At 64.8% G+C, this 16,914-nt stretch carries 19 protein-coding genes and 1 pseudogene; 11 read left to right on the top strand and 9 right to left on the bottom strand.

From position 1 onward, the window contains the following. Positions 1-5 precede the first annotated feature (5 nt). Both flgK and HU230_RS19940 read left to right on the top strand, forming a co-directional pair. Positions 6-1,883: a flagellar hook-associated protein FlgK gene (flgK, locus tag HU230_RS19945; protein ID WP_176530210.1), complete on the top strand. Its 1,878-nt coding sequence runs from the start codon at positions 6-8 to the stop codon at positions 1,881-1,883. A 7-nt stretch (positions 1,884-1,890) separates the two neighbouring features. After that, positions 1,891-3,771: a flagellar protein gene (locus tag HU230_RS19940; RefSeq protein WP_176530211.1), complete on the top strand. Its 1,881-nt coding sequence runs from the start codon at positions 1,891-1,893 to the stop codon at positions 3,769-3,771. A 133-nt stretch (positions 3,772-3,904) separates the two neighbouring features. On the opposite strand, the gene flbT is transcribed toward HU230_RS19940, so the two are convergent. Further along, the gene (gene flbT / locus HU230_RS19935; RefSeq protein ID WP_176530212.1) at positions 3,905-4,336 is read right to left on the bottom strand and encodes a flagellar biosynthesis repressor FlbT; all 432 of its coding nucleotides are present in this window, start codon (positions 4,334-4,336) and stop codon (positions 3,905-3,907) included. A gap of 368 nt (positions 4,337-4,704) precedes the next feature. Between flbT and HU230_RS19930 the strand changes: the two genes are divergently transcribed. The 3 genes from HU230_RS19930 (at position 4,705) to HU230_RS19920 (ending at position 6,837) form a co-directional block, all read left to right on the top strand. Next, a complete protein-coding gene (locus tag HU230_RS19930; RefSeq protein ID WP_176530213.1) occupies positions 4,705-5,874 on the top strand; it encodes a flagellin N-terminal helical domain-containing protein in 1,170 nt (389 codons plus the stop codon). 206 nt (positions 5,875-6,080) lie between these two features. Further along, positions 6,081-6,446 carry a flagellar biosynthesis regulator FlaF gene (gene flaF, locus HU230_RS19925; protein ID WP_050403500.1) on the top strand — a complete coding sequence of 122 codons (366 nt, stop codon included), beginning with the start codon at positions 6,081-6,083 and terminating at the stop codon, positions 6,444-6,446. A 28-nt stretch (positions 6,447-6,474) separates the two neighbouring features. After that, positions 6,475-6,837 (top strand): hypothetical protein, encoded by a 363-nt coding sequence (locus HU230_RS19920; RefSeq protein WP_092115432.1) that lies wholly within the window; start codon positions 6,475-6,477, stop codon positions 6,835-6,837. Positions 6,838-6,855: 18 nt separating this feature from the next. Here HU230_RS19920 and HU230_RS19915 read toward each other — a convergent pair whose 3' ends face one another. From HU230_RS19915 to HU230_RS19900, 4 genes are all read right to left on the bottom strand, one after another. Beyond that, positions 6,856-7,242, bottom strand: a complete 387-nt coding sequence (locus tag HU230_RS19915) for a hypothetical protein (protein WP_176530214.1) — start codon at positions 7,240-7,242, stop codon at positions 6,856-6,858. A 162-nt stretch (positions 7,243-7,404) separates the two neighbouring features. Further along, a complete protein-coding gene (locus HU230_RS19910) occupies positions 7,405-7,902 on the bottom strand; it encodes a hypothetical protein (RefSeq protein WP_176530215.1) in 498 nt (165 codons plus the stop codon). Positions 7,903-7,925: 23 nt separating this feature from the next. Beyond that, a complete protein-coding gene (gene flgJ / locus HU230_RS19905; protein WP_176530216.1) occupies positions 7,926-8,282 on the bottom strand; it encodes a flagellar assembly peptidoglycan hydrolase FlgJ in 357 nt (118 codons plus the stop codon). Beyond that, a complete protein-coding gene (locus tag HU230_RS19900; RefSeq protein WP_176530217.1) occupies positions 8,282-9,406 on the bottom strand; it encodes a flagellar basal body P-ring protein FlgI in 1,125 nt (374 codons plus the stop codon). The genes flgJ and HU230_RS19900 overlap by 1 nt, the downstream gene beginning before the upstream one ends. Before the next feature lie 265 nt (positions 9,407-9,671). Between HU230_RS19900 and HU230_RS19895 the strand changes: the two genes are divergently transcribed. Next, positions 9,672-10,085 (top strand): flagellar assembly protein FliX, encoded by a 414-nt coding sequence (locus HU230_RS19895; protein WP_176530218.1) that lies wholly within the window; start codon positions 9,672-9,674, stop codon positions 10,083-10,085. 25 nt (positions 10,086-10,110) lie between these two features. Here HU230_RS19895 and HU230_RS19890 read toward each other — a convergent pair whose 3' ends face one another. After that, entirely contained in the window at positions 10,111-10,497 is a 387-nt protein-coding gene (locus HU230_RS19890) for a winged helix-turn-helix transcriptional regulator (RefSeq protein WP_074131694.1), read from the bottom strand. 102 nt (positions 10,498-10,599) lie between these two features. Here HU230_RS19890 and HU230_RS19885 point away from each other — a divergent pair, with 102 nt between their 5' ends. From HU230_RS19885 to HU230_RS19875, 3 genes and pseudogenes are all read left to right on the top strand, one after another. Beyond that, on the top strand, positions 10,600-11,211 hold the full coding sequence (locus tag HU230_RS19885) for an NAD(P)-dependent oxidoreductase (RefSeq protein ID WP_176530219.1): 612 nt from the start codon (positions 10,600-10,602) through the stop codon (positions 11,209-11,211). Positions 11,212-11,433: 222 nt separating this feature from the next. Next, positions 11,434-11,799 (top strand): RNA polymerase-binding protein DksA, encoded by a 366-nt coding sequence (gene dksA, locus HU230_RS19880; RefSeq protein WP_021077973.1) that lies wholly within the window; start codon positions 11,434-11,436, stop codon positions 11,797-11,799. A gap of 237 nt (positions 11,800-12,036) precedes the next feature. Then, positions 12,037-12,832, top strand: a pseudogene (locus HU230_RS19875) (phytanoyl-CoA dioxygenase family protein). 183 nt (positions 12,833-13,015) lie between these two features. Here HU230_RS19875 and HU230_RS19870 read toward each other — a convergent pair. Further along, positions 13,016-13,444, bottom strand: coding sequence for a winged helix-turn-helix transcriptional regulator (locus HU230_RS19870; protein ID WP_176530220.1), 429 nt, complete (start codon positions 13,442-13,444; stop codon positions 13,016-13,018). A 96-nt stretch (positions 13,445-13,540) separates the two neighbouring features. Between HU230_RS19870 and HU230_RS19865 the strand changes: the two genes are divergently transcribed. Together HU230_RS19865 and HU230_RS19860 are read left to right on the top strand one after the other, a co-directional pair. Further along, positions 13,541-14,569, top strand: a complete 1,029-nt coding sequence (locus HU230_RS19865; protein ID WP_176530221.1) for an SDR family oxidoreductase — start codon at positions 13,541-13,543, stop codon at positions 14,567-14,569. A 108-nt stretch (positions 14,570-14,677) separates the two neighbouring features. After that, positions 14,678-15,463: a 2-keto-4-pentenoate hydratase gene (locus HU230_RS19860; protein WP_176530222.1), complete on the top strand. Its 786-nt coding sequence runs from the start codon at positions 14,678-14,680 to the stop codon at positions 15,461-15,463. Between the two features lie 36 nt (positions 15,464-15,499). Here the strand turns inward: HU230_RS19860 and HU230_RS19855 are convergent, their stop codons facing one another. Both HU230_RS19855 and HU230_RS19850 read right to left on the bottom strand, forming a co-directional pair. Continuing rightward, positions 15,500-15,859, bottom strand: coding sequence for a ClpXP protease specificity-enhancing factor SspB (locus HU230_RS19855; protein WP_176530223.1), 360 nt, complete (start codon positions 15,857-15,859; stop codon positions 15,500-15,502). 96 nt (positions 15,860-15,955) lie between these two features. Next, a complete protein-coding gene (locus HU230_RS19850) occupies positions 15,956-16,708 on the bottom strand; it encodes a carbonic anhydrase (protein WP_176530224.1) in 753 nt (250 codons plus the stop codon). Positions 16,709-16,914: the final 206 nt, after the last annotated feature.

Below are 16,914 nucleotides of genomic sequence, written 5' to 3'. Positions count from 1 at the left end.
ACATCATGGGTTTGAGCCAAGCCCTTTCCACCGCGATGTCGGGCCTGCGCGCCACGCAGGCCGCGCTCTCGCTCGTGTCGTCGAACGTGGCCAACGCGGAGACGCCGGGCTACGTCAGGAAGACGCTGAATCAGGATACCGGCACCACCGGCCAGTTCGGGTCGAGCGTTCTCATCACCGGCGTCAACCGCCAGCTCGACGAATTCCTGCAGACCCAGCTTCGCACCGAGACGTCGGGCGCGTCCTACGCTGACGTCCGCTCGAGCTTCCTCGCCAATCTGCAGGGCGTCTACGGCAATCCCGACTCCACCGGCACGATCGAGGATGCCTACAACAAGTTCCTGACCGCGGTGCAGGGCTTGTCGACCAGCCCGGATTCGCAGTCGGCCCGTATCGGCGTCGTCAATGCCGCGCAATCCATGGCACAGCAGCTCAACGCGACCTCGCAGGGCATCCAGACGCTGCGCGCCAACGCCGAGGCCGGCATCAGCGACTCCGTCAATACCGCCAACAATGCGATGCAGCAGATCGCCCGCCTCAACGTGCAGCTGCAGGCCAACGGCGGCACGACCGATGCGTCGACCGCGGCATTGCTCGATCAGCGCGATCGCTACGTCACCCAGCTTTCGCAGCTGATGGACATCCGCACCGTCACCAACAGCCAGAACCAGGTGACCGTGTTCACCAATTCCGGCGTGCAGCTGGTCGGCACCGAAGCCGCGACGCTCAGCTTCAACGCCCAGGGCACGATGACGCCCAACACGCAGTACAATACCGACCCGACCAAGAGCACCGTCGGCACCATCACCATCAATTTCCCGCATGGCGGCACCTATGACATGGTGTCGACCAACTCGATCCGGTCAGGCAAGATCGCCGCCTATCTCGAGCTGCGCGACAACACGCTGGCGCAGGCGCAGACGCAGATCGACCAGTTCGCCGCCGCGATGTCGAGCGCGCTGTCGGACAAGACGACGGCGGGCACCGCCGCGACGGCGGGGGCGCAATCCGGCTTCGACCTCGATCTCTCGGGGCTGCAGAGCGGCAACACCATCCACGTCTCCTACAAGGACAACACCACCGGCATCACGCACAATCTGTCGATCGTCCGCGTCGACGATCCGAGCGTGCTGCCGCTCAGCAACACCGCAACCGTCGATCCGAACGACGAGGTGCTGGGCGTGGATTTCTCCGGCGGCATGAGCTCGGTGCTGTCGCAGCTCAACGGCGCGCTCGGCGGAACCGGCCTGCAATTCTCCAATCCGTCCGGGTCGACGCTGCGCGTGCTCGACGACGGCGCCGCCAACAAGGCCGACGTGACTGCGGCCTCGGTCACATCAACCGTTTCGTCGCTGACGTCGGGCGACCCGCAGCTTCCGCTGTTCACCGACAATGGCGGACTCTACACCGGCGCGATCACGGCGAACGGCTCGCAGTCGACCGGGCTTGCCGCACGCATCAGCGTCAACACCGCCCTGGTCGGCGATCCCTCGCGCATGGTCGTGTACTCGACCAATCCGCAGACGCCGGCCGGCGATACCACGCGCGCCAACCTCATTCTGAACCAGTTGTCGAACGCGTCGTACAGCTATTCGCCGAAGACCGGCCTCGGCACGTCGGGCGCACCGTTCACCGGCACGCTGTTGAACTTTGCCAAGCAGTTCATCAGCCAGCAGGGCGAATCGGCGACGGCGGCCAAGCAACTGGCCGACGGTCAGGACGTCGTGCTCAATACGCTGCAGAGCAAGATGGACTCGACCTCCGGCGTCAACATGGACGAGGAGATGGCGCATCTGCTGTCGCTGCAGAACGCCTATTCCGCCAATGCGCGCGTGATGTCGTCGATCAAGCAGATGTACGACGCGCTGCTGCAGCTCACGTGAGGGTAACATGTCGATCGACGGCGTAAGCGGCAGAACTTCCTATATCGGCACCACGATCCTCAACCTGCGCAGTCAGCTCAATGACCTGACGACGCAGCTTGCGACCGGCAAGGTATCGACGACTTATGCAGGGCAGGGGCTCGATCGCGGCTTCGCGCTCAGCCTGCGCGCGCAGATCAGCGGCATCAACGCGTTCTCGGACACGGCCACCAACCTCAACACCCGCCTGAGTGTCGCCAACCTCACCCTGCAGGGGCTGTCCGACGTCGGGACCCAGGTGAAGAACGCCGCGACGACCGCGACGCTGACGCTCAACAACAGCGGGCAGACGTCGGGCCAGATCACGGCGCAGGCCGCGTTCTCCAATGCGGTCGCGATGCTGAACAGCCAGTCAGGCGACCGCTATCTGTTCTCCGGCCGTGCGATGGACACACCGGCCACGGTGTCGGCCGACACCATGTTGAAGGGCACGGCAACCCAGGCCGGCCTCACCCAGCTCATCAACGAACGCAAGCAGGCCGATCAGGGCACCAATTTGATGGGACGCTTGAGCGTCTCGTCGCCGCCGGCGACCACGACGGTGACCAGCGTCGCCGAGGACGGCTCGCCGTTCGGCCTGAAGCTGCTGTCGGTGCAGTCGTCGTTGACCGGCGCCACCGTGACGCAGCCGGCCGGCACGCCGAAGTCCACCTCGGTCGATCTCGGCGCCGTCAATCCCAAGGATGGCGACAAGGTCAAGTTCAACTTCACGCTGCCCGACGGCACCACCGATGCGATCGAGCTCACGGCAACGACCACGAGCCCGCCGCCGGCGGGCTCGTTCCTGATCGGTGCCGACACCACGGCGACGACCGCCAACCTTCAATCGACGCTGACCTCGTCCATCAAGACGCTGAGCGATACGTCGCTGGTCGCGGCCTCCGCGGTCGCGGCATCCAACAACTTCTTCAATCCAGTCGCGACCGTCGCGGGCGCCGCCGTCAACAACCAGAACACGCCGCCGGCGCCGATCAGCGGCGCTACGGCCCTTTCGGGCGCGGCGGGCACCGACTCGCTGTCGACGAGTTTCGCGGCCGGCGACACCATCACGGTCAACGGCACCCCGATCACCTTCGTTGCCTCGGGCGCCACCGGCAACCAGGTCAACGTCACCGACAGCGTGCAGACGCTGATGGCGAAGATCGACCAGATCAGCGGCACCAAGAACCCGTCGACCATCAGCAATGGTGCGATCACGCTTCACGGCGCCGATGGTCAGAACTTCTCGATCTCGAGCTCCAATACGGCCGCACTCGGCGCGCTCGGCATCGCCAACAACACGACTGCGACCCCGGCGCCGCTCAGGGTAGGGGGACCGCCATTCGATACCGCGACCAACCTGGTCGCGGGCACGCCGGATAACACCGTGTACTGGTACACCGGCGAGAACGGCCCGGGATCGGCGCGCGGCACCGCCGTCGCGCAGGTCGATCAGTCGATCACCGTGCAGTATGGCGCGCGTGCCAACGAGCAGGCCTTCCGCTACCTGCTGCAGAACGTCGCGGTGTATGCGGCGGTGACGACCAACGCCAGCAACCCGAATGCAAGCGCGCAGGTGACGGCGCTCGCGCAGCGCGTCAGCGGGAATCTTGCGCCGCAGAACGGCCAGCAGCAGATCCAGGACGTGCAGGCCGAGTTCGCCGGCGCGCAGACGGCGACCAAGGCGGCCACCGATCGTCAGACCCAGCTCAAGGCCATGGCGGAAACGATGCTCGACTCGGTCGAGGGCGTCAATCAGGACGAGGTCGCGACCAAGATCCTGGCGCTGCAGACCAGCCTGCAGGCGTCGTACCAGACCACGTCGATGCTGTATCAGACCACGCTGTTGAAATATCTGCCGATCGCCTGATCGCTTGCCGCGCAGGTTTGGAAAGCAAAAAGGCCTCCCTCGCGGAGGCCTTTTTCGTTCAGGCGAGGGCCAGAGCGTTTTCAAGCGAAGGGATGCCGGTTCGCGTGAAGAAAACGCGTCAAAACAGGAAGCTCTACGCGCTCTTGCGGGTATCGTCCTGATTGCCGTTTTGCTGACCGCGTGCGGTTTCCAGCAGCTTCTCCTCGTGCGCGATCAGCTTCTTGGATTCTTTCAACGCGTGATAGAGATCGCCGTTGAGGATGAAGTTGTTGACGCTCTCGATGAACGGCCAGGCGCTTGGCATCGCGGTGATGATGTCGCGCACCAGGCTGAAATAGGTCGGGTGGTGCGCCATCGGGTCCGGCGACAGATACATCAGCTGCACCGCGAGATAGATCAGCTTCGCCGGCGTGTCCGCGGTCTCCGGCGTCAGGATGTCCTTCTCGCGCAGGATCGGGATGCGGTCGCCGTCGATCAGAAGCCGGGCACGCTGCTCGGTGTTGGTGATCACGCAATTGCCGACGATGATGCGCTCGTTCGGTTTGAGTTCGACCTTCAGGGCCATGACCGTTCTCCTTTGCCGGGCAGTCGCGCGATATCGTTGCAGCGGAACGAAGTTGAGTTCGGCACTGCTTAGCAGCCGCCGTTGCGGCCCGGGGCCGATGCGACAGCGATCCTTTCCCATGATGGTTAACGCTTGGTGAACAGCGGGGCCGCGCGCGTTGCGGCACGCGGCCGAAATCGGCAATCGTCTCAGTAGTTTTCACGGCGAACTTCGCCCAGTGGCGACAATTTTATTCTTCGGCATTTGTCTCAAATGCCGTGCTGGAGATTTCTTTTTCCTTGGCGGCTTGACCGCAGGATCGGTCATCCGCCCGGTCAGAAAGGATTGGAGCGGTTTTTTCCTCAGTTTCACACCAGAAAGGTATGAAAATGTCCGGTATCATTCTCTCCTCCTCCGTTCGTCAGAACCTCCTCTCCCTCCAGTCCACCGCCGATCTGCTCTCCACCACGCAGAACCGTCTTGCCACCGGCAAGAAGGTCAACACGGCGCTCGACAACCCGACCAACTTCTTCACTGCACAGTCGCTCGACAACCGCGCCAGCGACATCAACAACCTGCTCGATGGCATCGGCAACGGTGTGCAGGTGCTGCAGGCTGCCAACACCGGCATCACCTCGCTGCAGAAGCTGGTCGATACCGCGAAATCGATCGCCAACCAGGTGCTGCAGAGCCCGACGGGCTACACCAGCAGGTCGCAGGTCACCTCCACCGCGGCGCTCGGCGGCACGGCAGCCAACCTCGTCGATGGCACCACGATCAAGAGCGGCGACGTGCTGGCGATCGCGGCCTCGGCCGGTCAGCCCGCCTTCAGCTTCACCTTCGGGGCCAGCAGCTCGCTGGCGCAGCTGAATACGTCGCTGGCGGCCAGCAACCTGACGGCGAGCCTCGACAGCTCCAACAAGCTCATCATCACCACGACCAACGACGCGGCGTCCTCGACGATCGGTGCGGTGACCTTCACCAACACCGGCGGCGGCACTGCGACGTTCAGCGCAGCCGGCACGGCGCCAGTTGCCGACCCGGCGTCGCAGTCGGCGCGTGCCGCTTTGGTGACTCAGTACAACAACACCATCGCGCAGATCACGACCACGGCGCAGGACGCCTCGTTCAACGGTATCAACCTGTTGAACGGCGACAACCTGAAGCTGACCTTCAACGAGACCGGCAAGTCCACGCTCGCCATCAGCGGCGTCACCTTCAATGCCACCGGCCTCGGCCTGAACACGCTGACCGCGGGCACCGACTTCCTCGACAACAATTCGGCGAACAAGGTGCTGACGGCGCTGGGCTCGGCGAGCTCCTCGTTGCGCAGCGAAGCCTCGACGCTGGGTTCGAACCTGTCGATCGTGCAGATCCGTCAAGACTTCTCGAAGAACCTGATCAACGTGCTGCAGACCGGTTCGTCCAACCTGACGCTGGCCGACACCAACGAGGAAGCGGCCAACAGCCAGGCGCTGTCGACCCGCCAGTCGATCGCGGTGTCCGCCCTGGCTCTGGCCAACCAGTCGCAGCAGAGCGTGCTGCAACTGCTCCGCTAAGCACGCCGACGAGTGCTTCAAGAGCGGCGGGGGAAACCCCGCCGTTCTTCTTTGTCTCCGGGATATTACGGTATCTTTCCATGCCGTCAGAACGGCGCATTTCGTAACGCCTGCTAACCATATTTAAAGGCGCCGGATGCATAAATATCGGGCGCTAGAATTGCGTCTCCGCGGCCCGAGAAATCCGCATCCCATCGAGGTCATTAATGTCGAATGCAGCCCAGGCCTACGCCCGTACATCAACGACGACGGCCTCCCCACGTGAAATCGAAGCGCAGGCGCTGTTGAAGGCCGCGCGGCAGCTGCAGGAGGTCCAGGCGAACTGGAATGGGCTCGACAAGGCGCTCGATCACGCATTGCTGTTCAATCGCCGCCTGTGGTCGATCTTCCTCAGCGCTGCAGAGGGCGCCGACAATCCGCAGCCGCTCGAGGTGCGTCAGAACATCGCGAACATCAGCGTGTTCGTGATGAAGCAGACCATCGACATCCAGATGAATCCGGACCCGGCGAAGCTGAAGTCGCTGATCGACATCAACTGCAACATCGCCGCCGGCCTTTCGGGCCGTGGCTGACCGGCCAGTTCACAACGGAGCTCTCGGCATGGCCGACGTGTTGAGCATCCTGTCCGCGAACTACAAGGCCGCCGGCTTGACGGTTCCGTCGAAGACGCCCTATGTGGCCGTCGATCCGAAGCTCTATGAGGGCAGCTGGAGCGGCAAGTACGCCAACAACAAGTCGTTCAACATCTCGGTGTCGAACGTCGATGGCTTCCGCGCCAAGGTCCATTATCAGAGCGACGCCACCAGCAAGTATCAGGACGTCCTGATCAAGGACGGCTCGTTCCGGATCGGCGATACCAAGTTTTCGCTGGTGCAGCAGGGGACGGCATTGATCGCCAATGTCGTCACCGATCCGGCCACCGGATCGACCTATCTCGACAAGGCCTACGCCACACAGAAGTGAGGGTCCAGTCCGCTTGCGTTACGCGCGGCGGTCGGTTGCGCGCGCCCGCGTCGGCGCGTCCTTGCTGAGATCGAGCGCGTGGAAATAGGCGCGGCGGCGCAATACGGCTTCTTCCGGAAACTGTCTCACCACGAGATTCGTGCGATTGTCGACCACTTGGTAGACCACGGCGCGCGCGTCGCGGTCGATGATGACCTGGTCGGTGACCGACGGCGCCTGATTTGAGAGCGACGCATTGACGGCGTTGGGGTCTATCGTGACGCGCACGCTCGGCTCCGGAGCGGTGACGCTCTGGCTCGCGGGCAATTCGGTCTTCACCGCCTTCTGCGCCGTATCACTCGTGGGAGTGATCATCGGCGCTGCAACCGGTGCCCCCACCGGCTTGATGTTGAAATCTGTACTCATGGCAGCCTCGTAGTGCACAGGCACTAGTTTGCTTGAGTCAAATCCCAACCCCTCACGATCCGCAACTCTACGGGGAACCTCTCAACAGGCTGTTAGGGAACACGCTGAATGCCGCGCTGCCGGGAGCGCGTCGAATTAAGCTAAATTGTCGGCGTGCGTGCGTCAGAGCGTGCGGCTGACGGCGATCGGTGTCATGTTGCGCGGGCCCGGCGTGGCGCGCTGTCCGTTCGCGGTATAGGTGTTCGGGATGTTGCGGCGCTGCACCTCGGCATTGACGCCGCGCACGATGCCTTCGGAGACCGCGTGTGCGGTCGCAAGCACCGTCAGGTTGACCTGCAGCATCGCGCGGAACGTCTCGTGATGACGCCGTAGCGTTGCGAGCAGTTCGGGGTCGGTCTGCGACAGCATCTTCTGCATCGATTTGAGGTGCTCCACCGCGAGCATGTAGCGGCGCGACAGCTCCGACTTCTGCGCCTCGAGCCGCATGGCCTCGCGGATCTTGCCGGCGCGGACGAACTCGGTCTCCTGCTCGACGACGGTGAGCAGCGCGCTCATCACTTCGGTCAGTTCGTTGGCGAGACGTGCGACATCGGGGGGCGTCGTCGTCGCGGGCCGCGCCGCGGGAGCGGCTGGCCGATGCTGCTGTGGACGCTGATTCATCGCGCTGCTCCTTGAGAACCGAATTAGCTCTTGTTCGCCTGCTGCAGGATCAGCGAGCGGAACACTTCGTTGGAAATGCCGACGCCGCCGGCCTTGGCGAAGTTCTTCGAATATTCGTCGGTCAGCATCGACCTCCACGCGCCGGTGCCGACCGTGTCGCCGTAGGGGCCTTCACCCTTCAGGCCGGTGGTCATCTGCGAGAACATCGTGTTGAGGAACATCGATTCGAAGTCGGTCGCGGTCGCCTTCGCCTTGGTGAGTTGCTGCGGCGTGACCTTCTTCATCGCGTCCTGCAGCACGGGATCAGGGCGGCCGTTGAACATCGGCATCAACGCCTTGTTCGGCATGCTGCCGGTGGTGCTGTTGATCAGGCTTCCCATCACATCACCTCGATGTCGGCTTCGATCGCGCCGGCGGCCTTGATCGCCTGCAGGATGCTGATGAGGTCGCGCGGTCCGATGCCGAGGCCGTTGAGGCCGTCGACGAGCTGCTGCAGCGAGACGCCGTCCTTGACCACCGCGAACTTCTTGCCGTCCTCGGTGACCTGCACATTGCTGCGCGGCGTCACCACGGTGCGGCCGCGTGACAGCGGATTGGGCTGGCTGACTTGCGGGCTCTCGGAGATCGTGACGGTGAGGTTGCCTTGCGCCACCGCGACGGTGGCGACGCGAACGTCGCGGCCCATCACGATGATGCCGGAGCGTTCGTCGATCACGATCCTCGCCGCGAGGTCGGGATCGACCTGCAACTGCTCGATCTCGGTCAGGAAGGCGACGACGTTGCCCTTGAACTCCGGCGGGATCGAGAGCTGCACCGTGGAGGGATCGAGCGGTTCGGCGGTCTTGACGCCGAGATAGTCGTTGACCGCGGCGGCGATCCGCTTGGCGGTGGTGAAGTCGGCGTTGCGCAGCGCGAGGCGGACATTGGGCAGGCGATTGAGCGCGAACTCGATCTCGCGTTCGATGATGGCGCCGTTGGCGATGCGGCCGACCGTCGGCACGCCGCGCACCACCTTGGCGGCCTCGCCCTCGGCGTTGAAGCCGGAGATCGCCAGCGTGCCCTGCGCGACCGCGTAGACATTGCCGTCGGCGCCGAGCAGGGGGGTGACGAGCAGGGTGCCGCCGCGCAGGTCCTTGGCATCGCCGAGCGCGGAGACGGTGACGTCCATCCGCGTGCCCTGGGTGCCGAACGCCGGCAGATTGCCGGTGACCATCACGGCGGCGACGTTGCCGGTGCGGATGGTGGCGCCGCGGATGTTGACGCCCATGCGCTCGAGCATCGCCTGCAGCGACTGCTTGGTGAAGGGGATGTTGTTGAGCGTGTCGCCGGTGCCGTTGAGGCCGACCACGAGACCGTAGCCGATCAACTGGTTCTGGCGCACGCCCTCGATGTTGGCGAGGTCCTTGATCCGCGACGTCGCGGCCGCCGGCATGGCGGACGCCGCCAGCGCGAGCAGCGCGGCGCAGGCCAACCCGAATAAGCTTACGATGCGGATGCCGGGCATCCAATGCTCCCCTCGAACTTCAACTCGCGGATCGCGCGACACTCCCATGACGGCGATCCGCCATTAACCATGCGAGCCGCGTGCCACTTTGTCTTGTTGTGGCAATGTATTGATATATTTATCGAAATTGTCGGATTGCCGTTCGGTTCCAGTTCGCCAGGGAGCGCAAAACTGCCGTGCGGCGGCAGAAATTGCCGGGTCGTTTACGCACCGTTAACCATAAAACGGCGATGCTCGTGGCATTCAGGCCTGCGGGATCATGACGATGCGCATCTACGGACCGAACGGCACCACGCTTGGCACGTCCACCAGCGCCACGCGGCGCACCTCGTCGACCGGGTTCTCGCTGCCGGATGCGACGACCGCGCAGGAGGAGGTCCGCTCCACCGCCGCGCCGAAGGCCGCCACGAGCCTCGATGCGCTGCTCGCGCTGCAGGGCGTCGAAGATCCGACCGAACGCCGCAAGCGCTCGGTGGCCCGCGGCAAAGGCGCGCTCGATGTGCTCGACGCGCTCAAGCTCGGACTGCTGTCCGGCAATTTCGATTCCTCCACCGTGAACCGGCTGCGCGATGCCGCGGCGAGCCTGAAGGAATCCTCTGGTGATCCCGGCCTCGATGCCGTGCTGGGCGAGATCGAGCTGCGCGTCGAAGTCGAGCTCGCCAAGGCCGGGCAGTATTAGGCTCCTCTCGATCAATTAACCTGCCTCAGGCCGCCAGTGCCTTGCGCTGCGCGTCGTAGCGGCGTTGTGCAGCCAGCACTTCCTTCAGATTCTGCTCGGCCCAGTCGCGCAGCGGATCGACCGCCTCGGCGAGCGTCGATCCGAGCGGCGTGATCGAATACTCGACGGTGACCGGAACCGTTGCGATCGCGCGGCGGCGCAGCAGCCCGTCGCGCTCCAGGCTTTTGAGCACCTGCGACAGCATCTTCTGCGAGATGCCTTCGATGGCGCGGCGGAGCTGGTTGAAGCGCATCGGCTCGCTGCGGAGCAGCAGCAGGATCAGCACCGCCCATTTGTCGCCGACCCGGTCGAGGATCTGGCGCGTCGGGCAATTGGCGGCATAGGCGTCCGGCTTCAGGCTGGCGGCTTTCATCGGGTTACTCCGGCGTAATCAGGTGAGACAAGAGTGCCTTCTTCACACTTACATTCATTTCGCTATCTAGTCACCAATGGAAACTATCAATCGGAGACTTTGATGAAGATCGCCATCGCCGGCGCGTCCGGCCAGGCCGGCTCGCGCCTCACCGCGGAACTCGCCCGCCGCGGCCATGCCGTCACCGCCATCGCCCGCAACCCGGAGAAGGTCGCAACCCTGCCTGGTGTCACCGCCGTGAGGGGGGATGTGAACGACCAGGGCGCCCTGACCGCGCTGTGGGCCGGCCACGATGCCGCGATCAGTTCCGTCCATTTCACCGTCAGCGACCCGGTCAAGCTGATCGGGGCGGCCAAGGCGTCCGGCGTCGGGCGCTATCTCGTGGTCGGCGGCGCCGGCAGCCTCGAAGTGGCCCCGGGCGTCCGCCTGGTGACCACGCCGAACTTCCCGGCCCAGTACAAGGCCGAGGCCTCGAAGGGAGCCGAGTTCCTCGACCTGCTGCGCCAGGAAAAGGACCTGAACTGGACCTTTTTGTCGCCCTCGGCGCTGTTCGTGGCAGGCGAGCGGACCGGCAAGTTCCGGCTCGGGACCGACCAGCTTTTGACGGCTGCGGACGGGAAGAGCTCGATCTCGTTCGAGGACTTCGCAGTTGCACTCGCCGACGAAATCGAGCGCCCAGCCCATATCCGCCAGCGCTTCACGGTCGGCTACTGACGGGCGAGGAGAGGGGAAAAGCCGGCCCCCGGGCAGCACGGATAAGTTTGCCTGTGCAAGGCCTTGGGGGCACCCCGCCTTTCGCGGTGGCAGATATTGTCTGTCACATGACGTGGCTATATAAGGCGCCGCGCGGAGGGGTTCTGTTCCCTCCGCCTGACAGGGACATGGCTGCCTTTGGAAAAGCTGAAGAACTACCGGCCGACTGAAAAAGAGCCTTTCATGAATGAGCGGCAGCGCGACTATTTCCGCGCCAAGCTGCTGGCCTGGAAGGATGAGATCCTCCGCGAATCGAAGGTCACGCTGCAGACGTTGCAGGAAGAGAACGTCAATCACCCCGACCTCGCGGACCGAGCTTCCTCGGAAACCGACCGCGCGATCGAACTTCGTGCCCGTGATCGTCAGCGCAAGCTGATCTCCAAGATCGACGCGGCGCTCCAGCGCATCGAAGACAACACCTACGGCTATTGCGAAGAGACCGGTGACCCGATCTCGCTGAAGCGGCTCGAAGCCCGCCCGATCGCGACGCTGTCGGTGGAGGCGCAGGAACGCCACGAGAAGCGCGAGAAGGTCTATCGCGACGAATAGTGGCGGTGGACCGCTACAGATTGATTCCGGCGCGCACCGGTCGTACGTTCGCGCCGCCATGATGACACGTACTCTCAACATCGCATCGGTCTTCCTCCTGGGCTGATCTTGTTTCCGCACGGAAGCGTTGATCGTCTCCGCGAGCTCGGGCTCGCGGGATTCCAGTGAACCGAATGAGCCGGCCAAACTCCGCGCCTCGCGGAGCATCGACGGCTGGCGATGGTTTGAGAGACAATCATGACCGATCGAGACGACACGCGTGCGCTCAGCGACGCGCAAATCGAGCAATTCATCGAACAGGGCTTTGTCCGGATCGACAACGCCTTTCCCCGCGAACTCGCCGATGCGGGACGTGCCATCATGTGGCGCGACCTGCCGTGCCGCGAGCATGATCCTTCGACCTGGACGCGCCCGGTGGTGCGGCTGCCTGGCTATGGCGAGGAACCATTCCGGCAGGCGATCAACTCGCCGCTGCTGTATCGGGCGTTCGACCAGATCGCAGGCCCCGGCCGCTGGTCTCCGCGCCACAACATCGGGACCTTCCCGGTGCGGTTTCCGCATCCGGACGATCCCGGCGATGTTGGCTGGCATATCGACGTCAGCTTTCCCGGCGACGATTGCGACCCGCACGAGCGGAGCGACTTCTCCGCCTGGCGGGCGAACATCGTCTCGCGCGGCCGGGCGCTGCTGATGCTGTTCCTGTTCTCCGATGTCGGCGATGACGACGCGCCGACCCGGCTCGCATTTTCAGATGGCGCGTTACCTCGCGCCGGCCGGCGAGGCCGGACGCGCACGCATGAACCTCGCGCAAATGGGCGCCGATTGCGAGCTCGCGCTGGCAACCGGTGAAGTGGGCACGGTCTATCTGTGCCATCCCTTTCTGGTGCATGCCGCGCAGAAGCATCGGGGAACGAGGCCGCGCTTCATGGCGCAACCGTCGCTCAGTCCCGCCGAGCCGTATCGGCTCGAGCGTGACGACGGTGCCTATTCGCCGGTCGAGATCGCAATCCGGCGCGCGCTCGGCATGGCTTGAACCGATATCTCCACTGCCTTCCTTCACCTCTCCCGCTTGCGGGGGAGGTCGGATCGCATCGTTAGATGCGATCCGGGCGGGGGCTCTCACCACGATGCGACTCGTGGAGAAACCCCCACCCCAACCCTCCCCCGCAAGCGGGAGAGGGGGCCGAGCCCCGATGCCGTCGCAGCTCGACGTCATTCAGCCGATCGCCGCCCCGACTGTCGTCTCGCTTGCCTCCGCGTGCCGGCGCGGGCCGTAGGTCTTCGACCACGCCAGCAATTCCCGGAAGGCCGGCGTGAGGCCCCAGGCCGAATCCGTCAGCTCGTATTCGACCTGCAACGGCTTTTCGGCGAGCACCTTGCGTGCCACCAGCCCATCGCGCTCGAGCTCGCGCAGCTGCGCGGTCAGCATATGCTGGGTGACCGGCACCAGCGCGCGGCGCAGCGCGCCGAACCGCACACCGCCATTCATCAGCGTGAACAGGATTTCGAGCTTCCATTTGCCGCCGAGCGCGTGGATCGCGTGCTTGAACTCGATCAGCAGATTGGGGTCGGTCGGGCAGCTCTCGCATTCACCGCCGTCACATAGTTCGCTGGTATTGTTTTCCATACCGGTCTCGAATTTCATTCTACTTGTCCAACGTCAGATAGTGACCAGATGCGGCCTGTGCAGGTGGGCGGTGCAATGTGTCCCCATCTGCCGAACCATGAAGAGGGCAGCGACATGAGCACGGTTTTGGTCACGGGCGGATCCGGTTTCATCGGCGTGCATACCATCCTGCAACTGCTTGCCGACGGGCATACGGTGCGAACCACGCTGCGCAATCCGGATCGGAGCAAGGACGTGATCGCGATGCTGCGCGAGGGCGGCGCGCTTGCGGCCGACCAGGTCGGCTTCGTCACCGCCGACCTCACGCGCGACGACGGCTGGCGCGAGGCGGCCGCGGGGTGCGATTACGTGCTGCATGTCGCATCGCCGCTCGGTGCGCATTTGCCGGAGGACGAGAACGAGCTGATCGTGCCGGCGCGCGAAGGCACGCTGCGGGTGTTGCGCGCGGCGCGCGACGCCAGCGTCAAGCGCGTCGTCGTGACGTCGTCGTTTGCGGCGATCGGCTATGGCCATCCACCGCAAGCCGAGCCGTTCGATGAGACCACCTGGTCCAATCTCGACGGCCCCGATGTGCAGGCCTATCCGAAATCCAAGACGCTGGCCGAGCGCGCGGCCTGGGATTTCGTCGCGCGCGAAGGCAACGGCCTCGAGCTTGCCGTGGTCAATCCGACCGCGGTGTTCGGCCCCGCGCTCGGTGCCGACTTCTCCGAGTCGATCGGCATCATCAAGGCGCTGCTCGACGGCGCGATGCCGGCGGTGCCTCGGATCCATTTCGGCCTCGTCGACGTGCGCGATGTCGCCGACCTGCATCTCCGCGCCATGACCTCGCCGAAAGCCAGGGGGGAGCGGTTCCTCGCGGTCGCCGGCGAGACCATATCGGTGCTGCAGGTGGCCCGGCTGCTGCGCAGGAAACTCGGCAGCAAGGCGCGGCGCGTGCCCCGGTTCCAGGCGCCGGACTGGATGATGCGGCTCGCCGCGCGGCGCAACCCGTTGGCCCGCGCCGCCCTGCCGCTGCTCGGCAAGGTGCGCCGCTCGACCAGCGCCAAGGCGCAGAACCTGCTCGGCTGGCGTCCGCGCGGCAATGAGGAGATGATCGTCGCGACCGCCGAGAGCCTGATCAGGCTCGGCCTGGTCAAGGTTTGACGGCCTTGCCCGTCCGGCGTGCTTGCCAGACGCGTCGGCGAGTGCTGAATTGCAGTGAGCAGACGGAGGCGCCACCGCGCCGCCGAGAACATCAGGGAGGCTGCGCAGATGGAACGGATCCTCGCGGCCGCAAAGGCGATCGCCAGCGCGCGCCGCAGCCGCGCGCCGCTCAAGGCGCTCGCCAAAGACATCGTGCCGCGCGACGAGGCCGAAGGCTATCAGGTGCAATACGCGCTGCACGATCTGTTGCAGCCGCAGGTCGGCAGTCTCGTCGGCTACAAGATCGGCTGCACCAGCGCGGTGATGCAGGAATACATCAACATCCCGCACCCCTGCGGCGGCGGCGTATTCGAGAAGGTCGTGCATGAAAGCGGCGTGCGGCTGCCGGCGGCCGACTTCGTCCATGTCGGGGTCGAATGCGAGATCGCGGTGCGGCTGTCGCGCAGTCTCGCGCCCGGCGAAGCGCCGTTCACCGCCGAATGGGTCGCGGAAGCGATCGAGGCCTACCATCCGGCGATCGAGATCGTCGACGACCGCTATGTCAAATGGGAGACGCTCGGCGCGCCGACGCTGATCGCCGACGACTTCTTCGCCGCCGGCTGCGTGCTCGGCGAAGCCGTGCAGCGCATCACCGTGCCCGATCTGCGCAAGATCACCGGACGCGCGCTCGTCAACGGCAAGGAGGAGGGGCGCGGCACCGGCGCCGACGTGCTCGGCCATCCCCACAACGCGCTCGCCTGGCTCGCCAATCATCTCGCCGCCGAGGGCCGTGGCCTGCATGCCGGCCAGATCGTGCTGACCGGCAGTCTGGTCAAGACGGTCTGGCTGAAGGCGGGCGACGCAGTCGTGATGGAGCTCGATGGGCTCGGCAAGGTGGAAGCGACGTTCACCTGACTTTGCATGCTCTCTGCGCCGGGACGCCACTGTTTCCTACAGTTGATTGTTCGTGCACATCAGAACCGTGCCGTCCCACAGGCTCCTGATCGCGCCGAACGGCACGGCCAGCCTGGCATATTTGCGATTGAACCAGACGCCGACCTCGAAGCCTTCATCCTTCACCATGAGGCGATCGAATTCGTGCTGCAGGATGATCGTGATCTCCTCGGGATATTGCTCGATCACGCCGGCGGGCAGCTTCACGCCATCGGTCCGGGTTGCGAAGGTGATGTTGACCGGCCGGTCCTCAGCGGCATGGCGGAGCAACGCGATCATTTCGACCCGCTTCTGCGCCGTGTTGCAGGGCTCGACGCCGGCGCGTGCCGGCAATGAGGCCACGACCAGGAGCAGCACTCCAGCAATCCATCCGCGCCGGCGCCACATCCGCCTTCTCCATGTCGCTCACGCGATGTCGTTCTTGGCTTCAGTGGTCGCAGGTGGCGCCGAGGTTCAAGTCGCCGGTCGCTTGGCGTCCGTGACCAGCTCGACCTTGCCGTCGGTCAGCCGATAGACCGCGCCGACGATCCGGAGCTTGCCCTGATCGACCGCGGCGCTGAGGATCGGCGTCGCCGTCTTGAGCTTCGCGACGTTGTCGATGACGTTTTGCTTGATGGCGTTGGCGAGCCGGTCGCCCGGCTTGCCCTCGGTCGCCTTCACCGCAGGCGCGATCGCGGTGACCAGCGAGGGCAGATGGCCGGGCAGGGTGGTGTTGTCCTTCAGCGACTTGATCGCGGCGTCGACCGCCCCGCAGCTGTCATGACCGAGCACCATGAATAGCGGCACGCCGAGCACGGACTGCGCATATTCCAGGCTCGCGATCATCTCGTCGCTGGCGAAATTGCCGGCGACGCGGCAGACGAACAGATCGCCGCGACCGGTATCGAAGGCGTATTCCGGTGCGATGCGGGAGTCCGCGCAACTCAGGATGCCGGCGAACGGATTCTGTCCGCCGGACAGCGCCTCGCGCTCGTGCTTGAAATCATGCCGCCGCGAAATGCCTTCGACATAACGCAGGTTGCCCTTCACCAGCCGGTCGAGCGCGGCGTCCGGCGGCAGCACGTTCTGCGGCTTCGGCGGCGGTCTTGTCTCTTTGGCCGTCACAGCCGGCGCAAGGGCGAGGCTGACCGCGGTGCACGCCGCGCCAGCGAGGAAGACACGCCGGGAGGTTCGGTTGGGAGGCGTGATTTCGCAGAGCTGGCACATCAAGGTTCTCCGTGAACAAGGACCGCACCGCGCGATATGTGTAGGTCATGCGCAGTGCCTTCGCAACGAGGTGCATTCGAGCGCTTGCGACCGCCGCGCCCACAATCGTCGTCCCTGCCTAGTGCGCAATTGCGCACGGGAGCAGGGACCCATCCTCCGCGGCGGATGTCGTGAAGGGACCCGTCGTTCCAGGCTCGTTCAACAAT

The sequence above is a fragment of the Bradyrhizobium quebecense genome (genome assembly GCF_013373795.3).
Lineage (GTDB): Bacteria > Pseudomonadota > Alphaproteobacteria > Rhizobiales > Xanthobacteraceae > Bradyrhizobium > Bradyrhizobium quebecense.
This window is presented reverse-complemented; position numbering and strand designations above follow the sequence as displayed.

What these genes read in the sequence shown, in the direction of transcription:
- HU230_RS19910 (WP_176530215.1), bottom strand. Translation starts at nt 7,902, where the DNA reads ATGAATCAGCGTCCACAGCAGCATCGGCCAGCCGCTCCCGCGGCGCGG.
- HU230_RS19870 (WP_176530220.1), bottom strand. Translation starts at nt 13,444, where the DNA reads ATGAAATTCGAGACCGGTATGGAAAACAATACCAGCGAACTATGTGAC.
- HU230_RS19930 (WP_176530213.1), top strand. Translation starts at nt 4,705, where the DNA reads ATGTCCGGTATCATTCTCTCCTCCTCCGTTCGTCAGAACCTCCTCTCC.
- flbT (WP_176530212.1), bottom strand. Translation starts at nt 4,336, where the DNA reads ATGGCCCTGAAGGTCGAACTCAAACCGAACGAGCGCATCATCGTCGGC.
- HU230_RS19920 (WP_092115432.1), top strand. Translation starts at nt 6,475, where the DNA reads ATGGCCGACGTGTTGAGCATCCTGTCCGCGAACTACAAGGCCGCCGGC.
- dksA (WP_021077973.1), top strand. Translation starts at nt 11,434, where the DNA reads ATGAATGAGCGGCAGCGCGACTATTTCCGCGCCAAGCTGCTGGCCTGG.
- flgJ (WP_176530216.1), bottom strand. Translation starts at nt 8,282, where the DNA reads ATGGGAAGCCTGATCAACAGCACCACCGGCAGCATGCCGAACAAGGCG.
- flgK (WP_176530210.1), top strand. Translation starts at nt 6, where the DNA reads ATGGGTTTGAGCCAAGCCCTTTCCACCGCGATGTCGGGCCTGCGCGCC.
- HU230_RS19900 (WP_176530217.1), bottom strand. Translation starts at nt 9,406, where the DNA reads ATGCCCGGCATCCGCATCGTAAGCTTATTCGGGTTGGCCTGCGCCGCG.
- HU230_RS19940 (WP_176530211.1), top strand. Translation starts at nt 1,891, where the DNA reads ATGTCGATCGACGGCGTAAGCGGCAGAACTTCCTATATCGGCACCACG.
- HU230_RS19890 (WP_074131694.1), bottom strand. Translation starts at nt 10,497, where the DNA reads ATGAAAGCCGCCAGCCTGAAGCCGGACGCCTATGCCGCCAATTGCCCG.
- HU230_RS19885 (WP_176530219.1), top strand. Translation starts at nt 10,600, where the DNA reads ATGAAGATCGCCATCGCCGGCGCGTCCGGCCAGGCCGGCTCGCGCCTC.
- HU230_RS19895 (WP_176530218.1), top strand. Translation starts at nt 9,672, where the DNA reads ATGCGCATCTACGGACCGAACGGCACCACGCTTGGCACGTCCACCAGC.
- HU230_RS19915 (WP_176530214.1), bottom strand. Translation starts at nt 7,242, where the DNA reads ATGAGTACAGATTTCAACATCAAGCCGGTGGGGGCACCGGTTGCAGCG.
- HU230_RS19865 (WP_176530221.1), top strand. Translation starts at nt 13,541, where the DNA reads ATGAGCACGGTTTTGGTCACGGGCGGATCCGGTTTCATCGGCGTGCAT.
- HU230_RS19860 (WP_176530222.1), top strand. Translation starts at nt 14,678, where the DNA reads ATGGAACGGATCCTCGCGGCCGCAAAGGCGATCGCCAGCGCGCGCCGC.
- flaF (WP_050403500.1), top strand. Translation starts at nt 6,081, where the DNA reads ATGTCGAATGCAGCCCAGGCCTACGCCCGTACATCAACGACGACGGCC.
- HU230_RS19850 (WP_176530224.1), bottom strand. Translation starts at nt 16,708, where the DNA reads ATGTGCCAGCTCTGCGAAATCACGCCTCCCAACCGAACCTCCCGGCGT.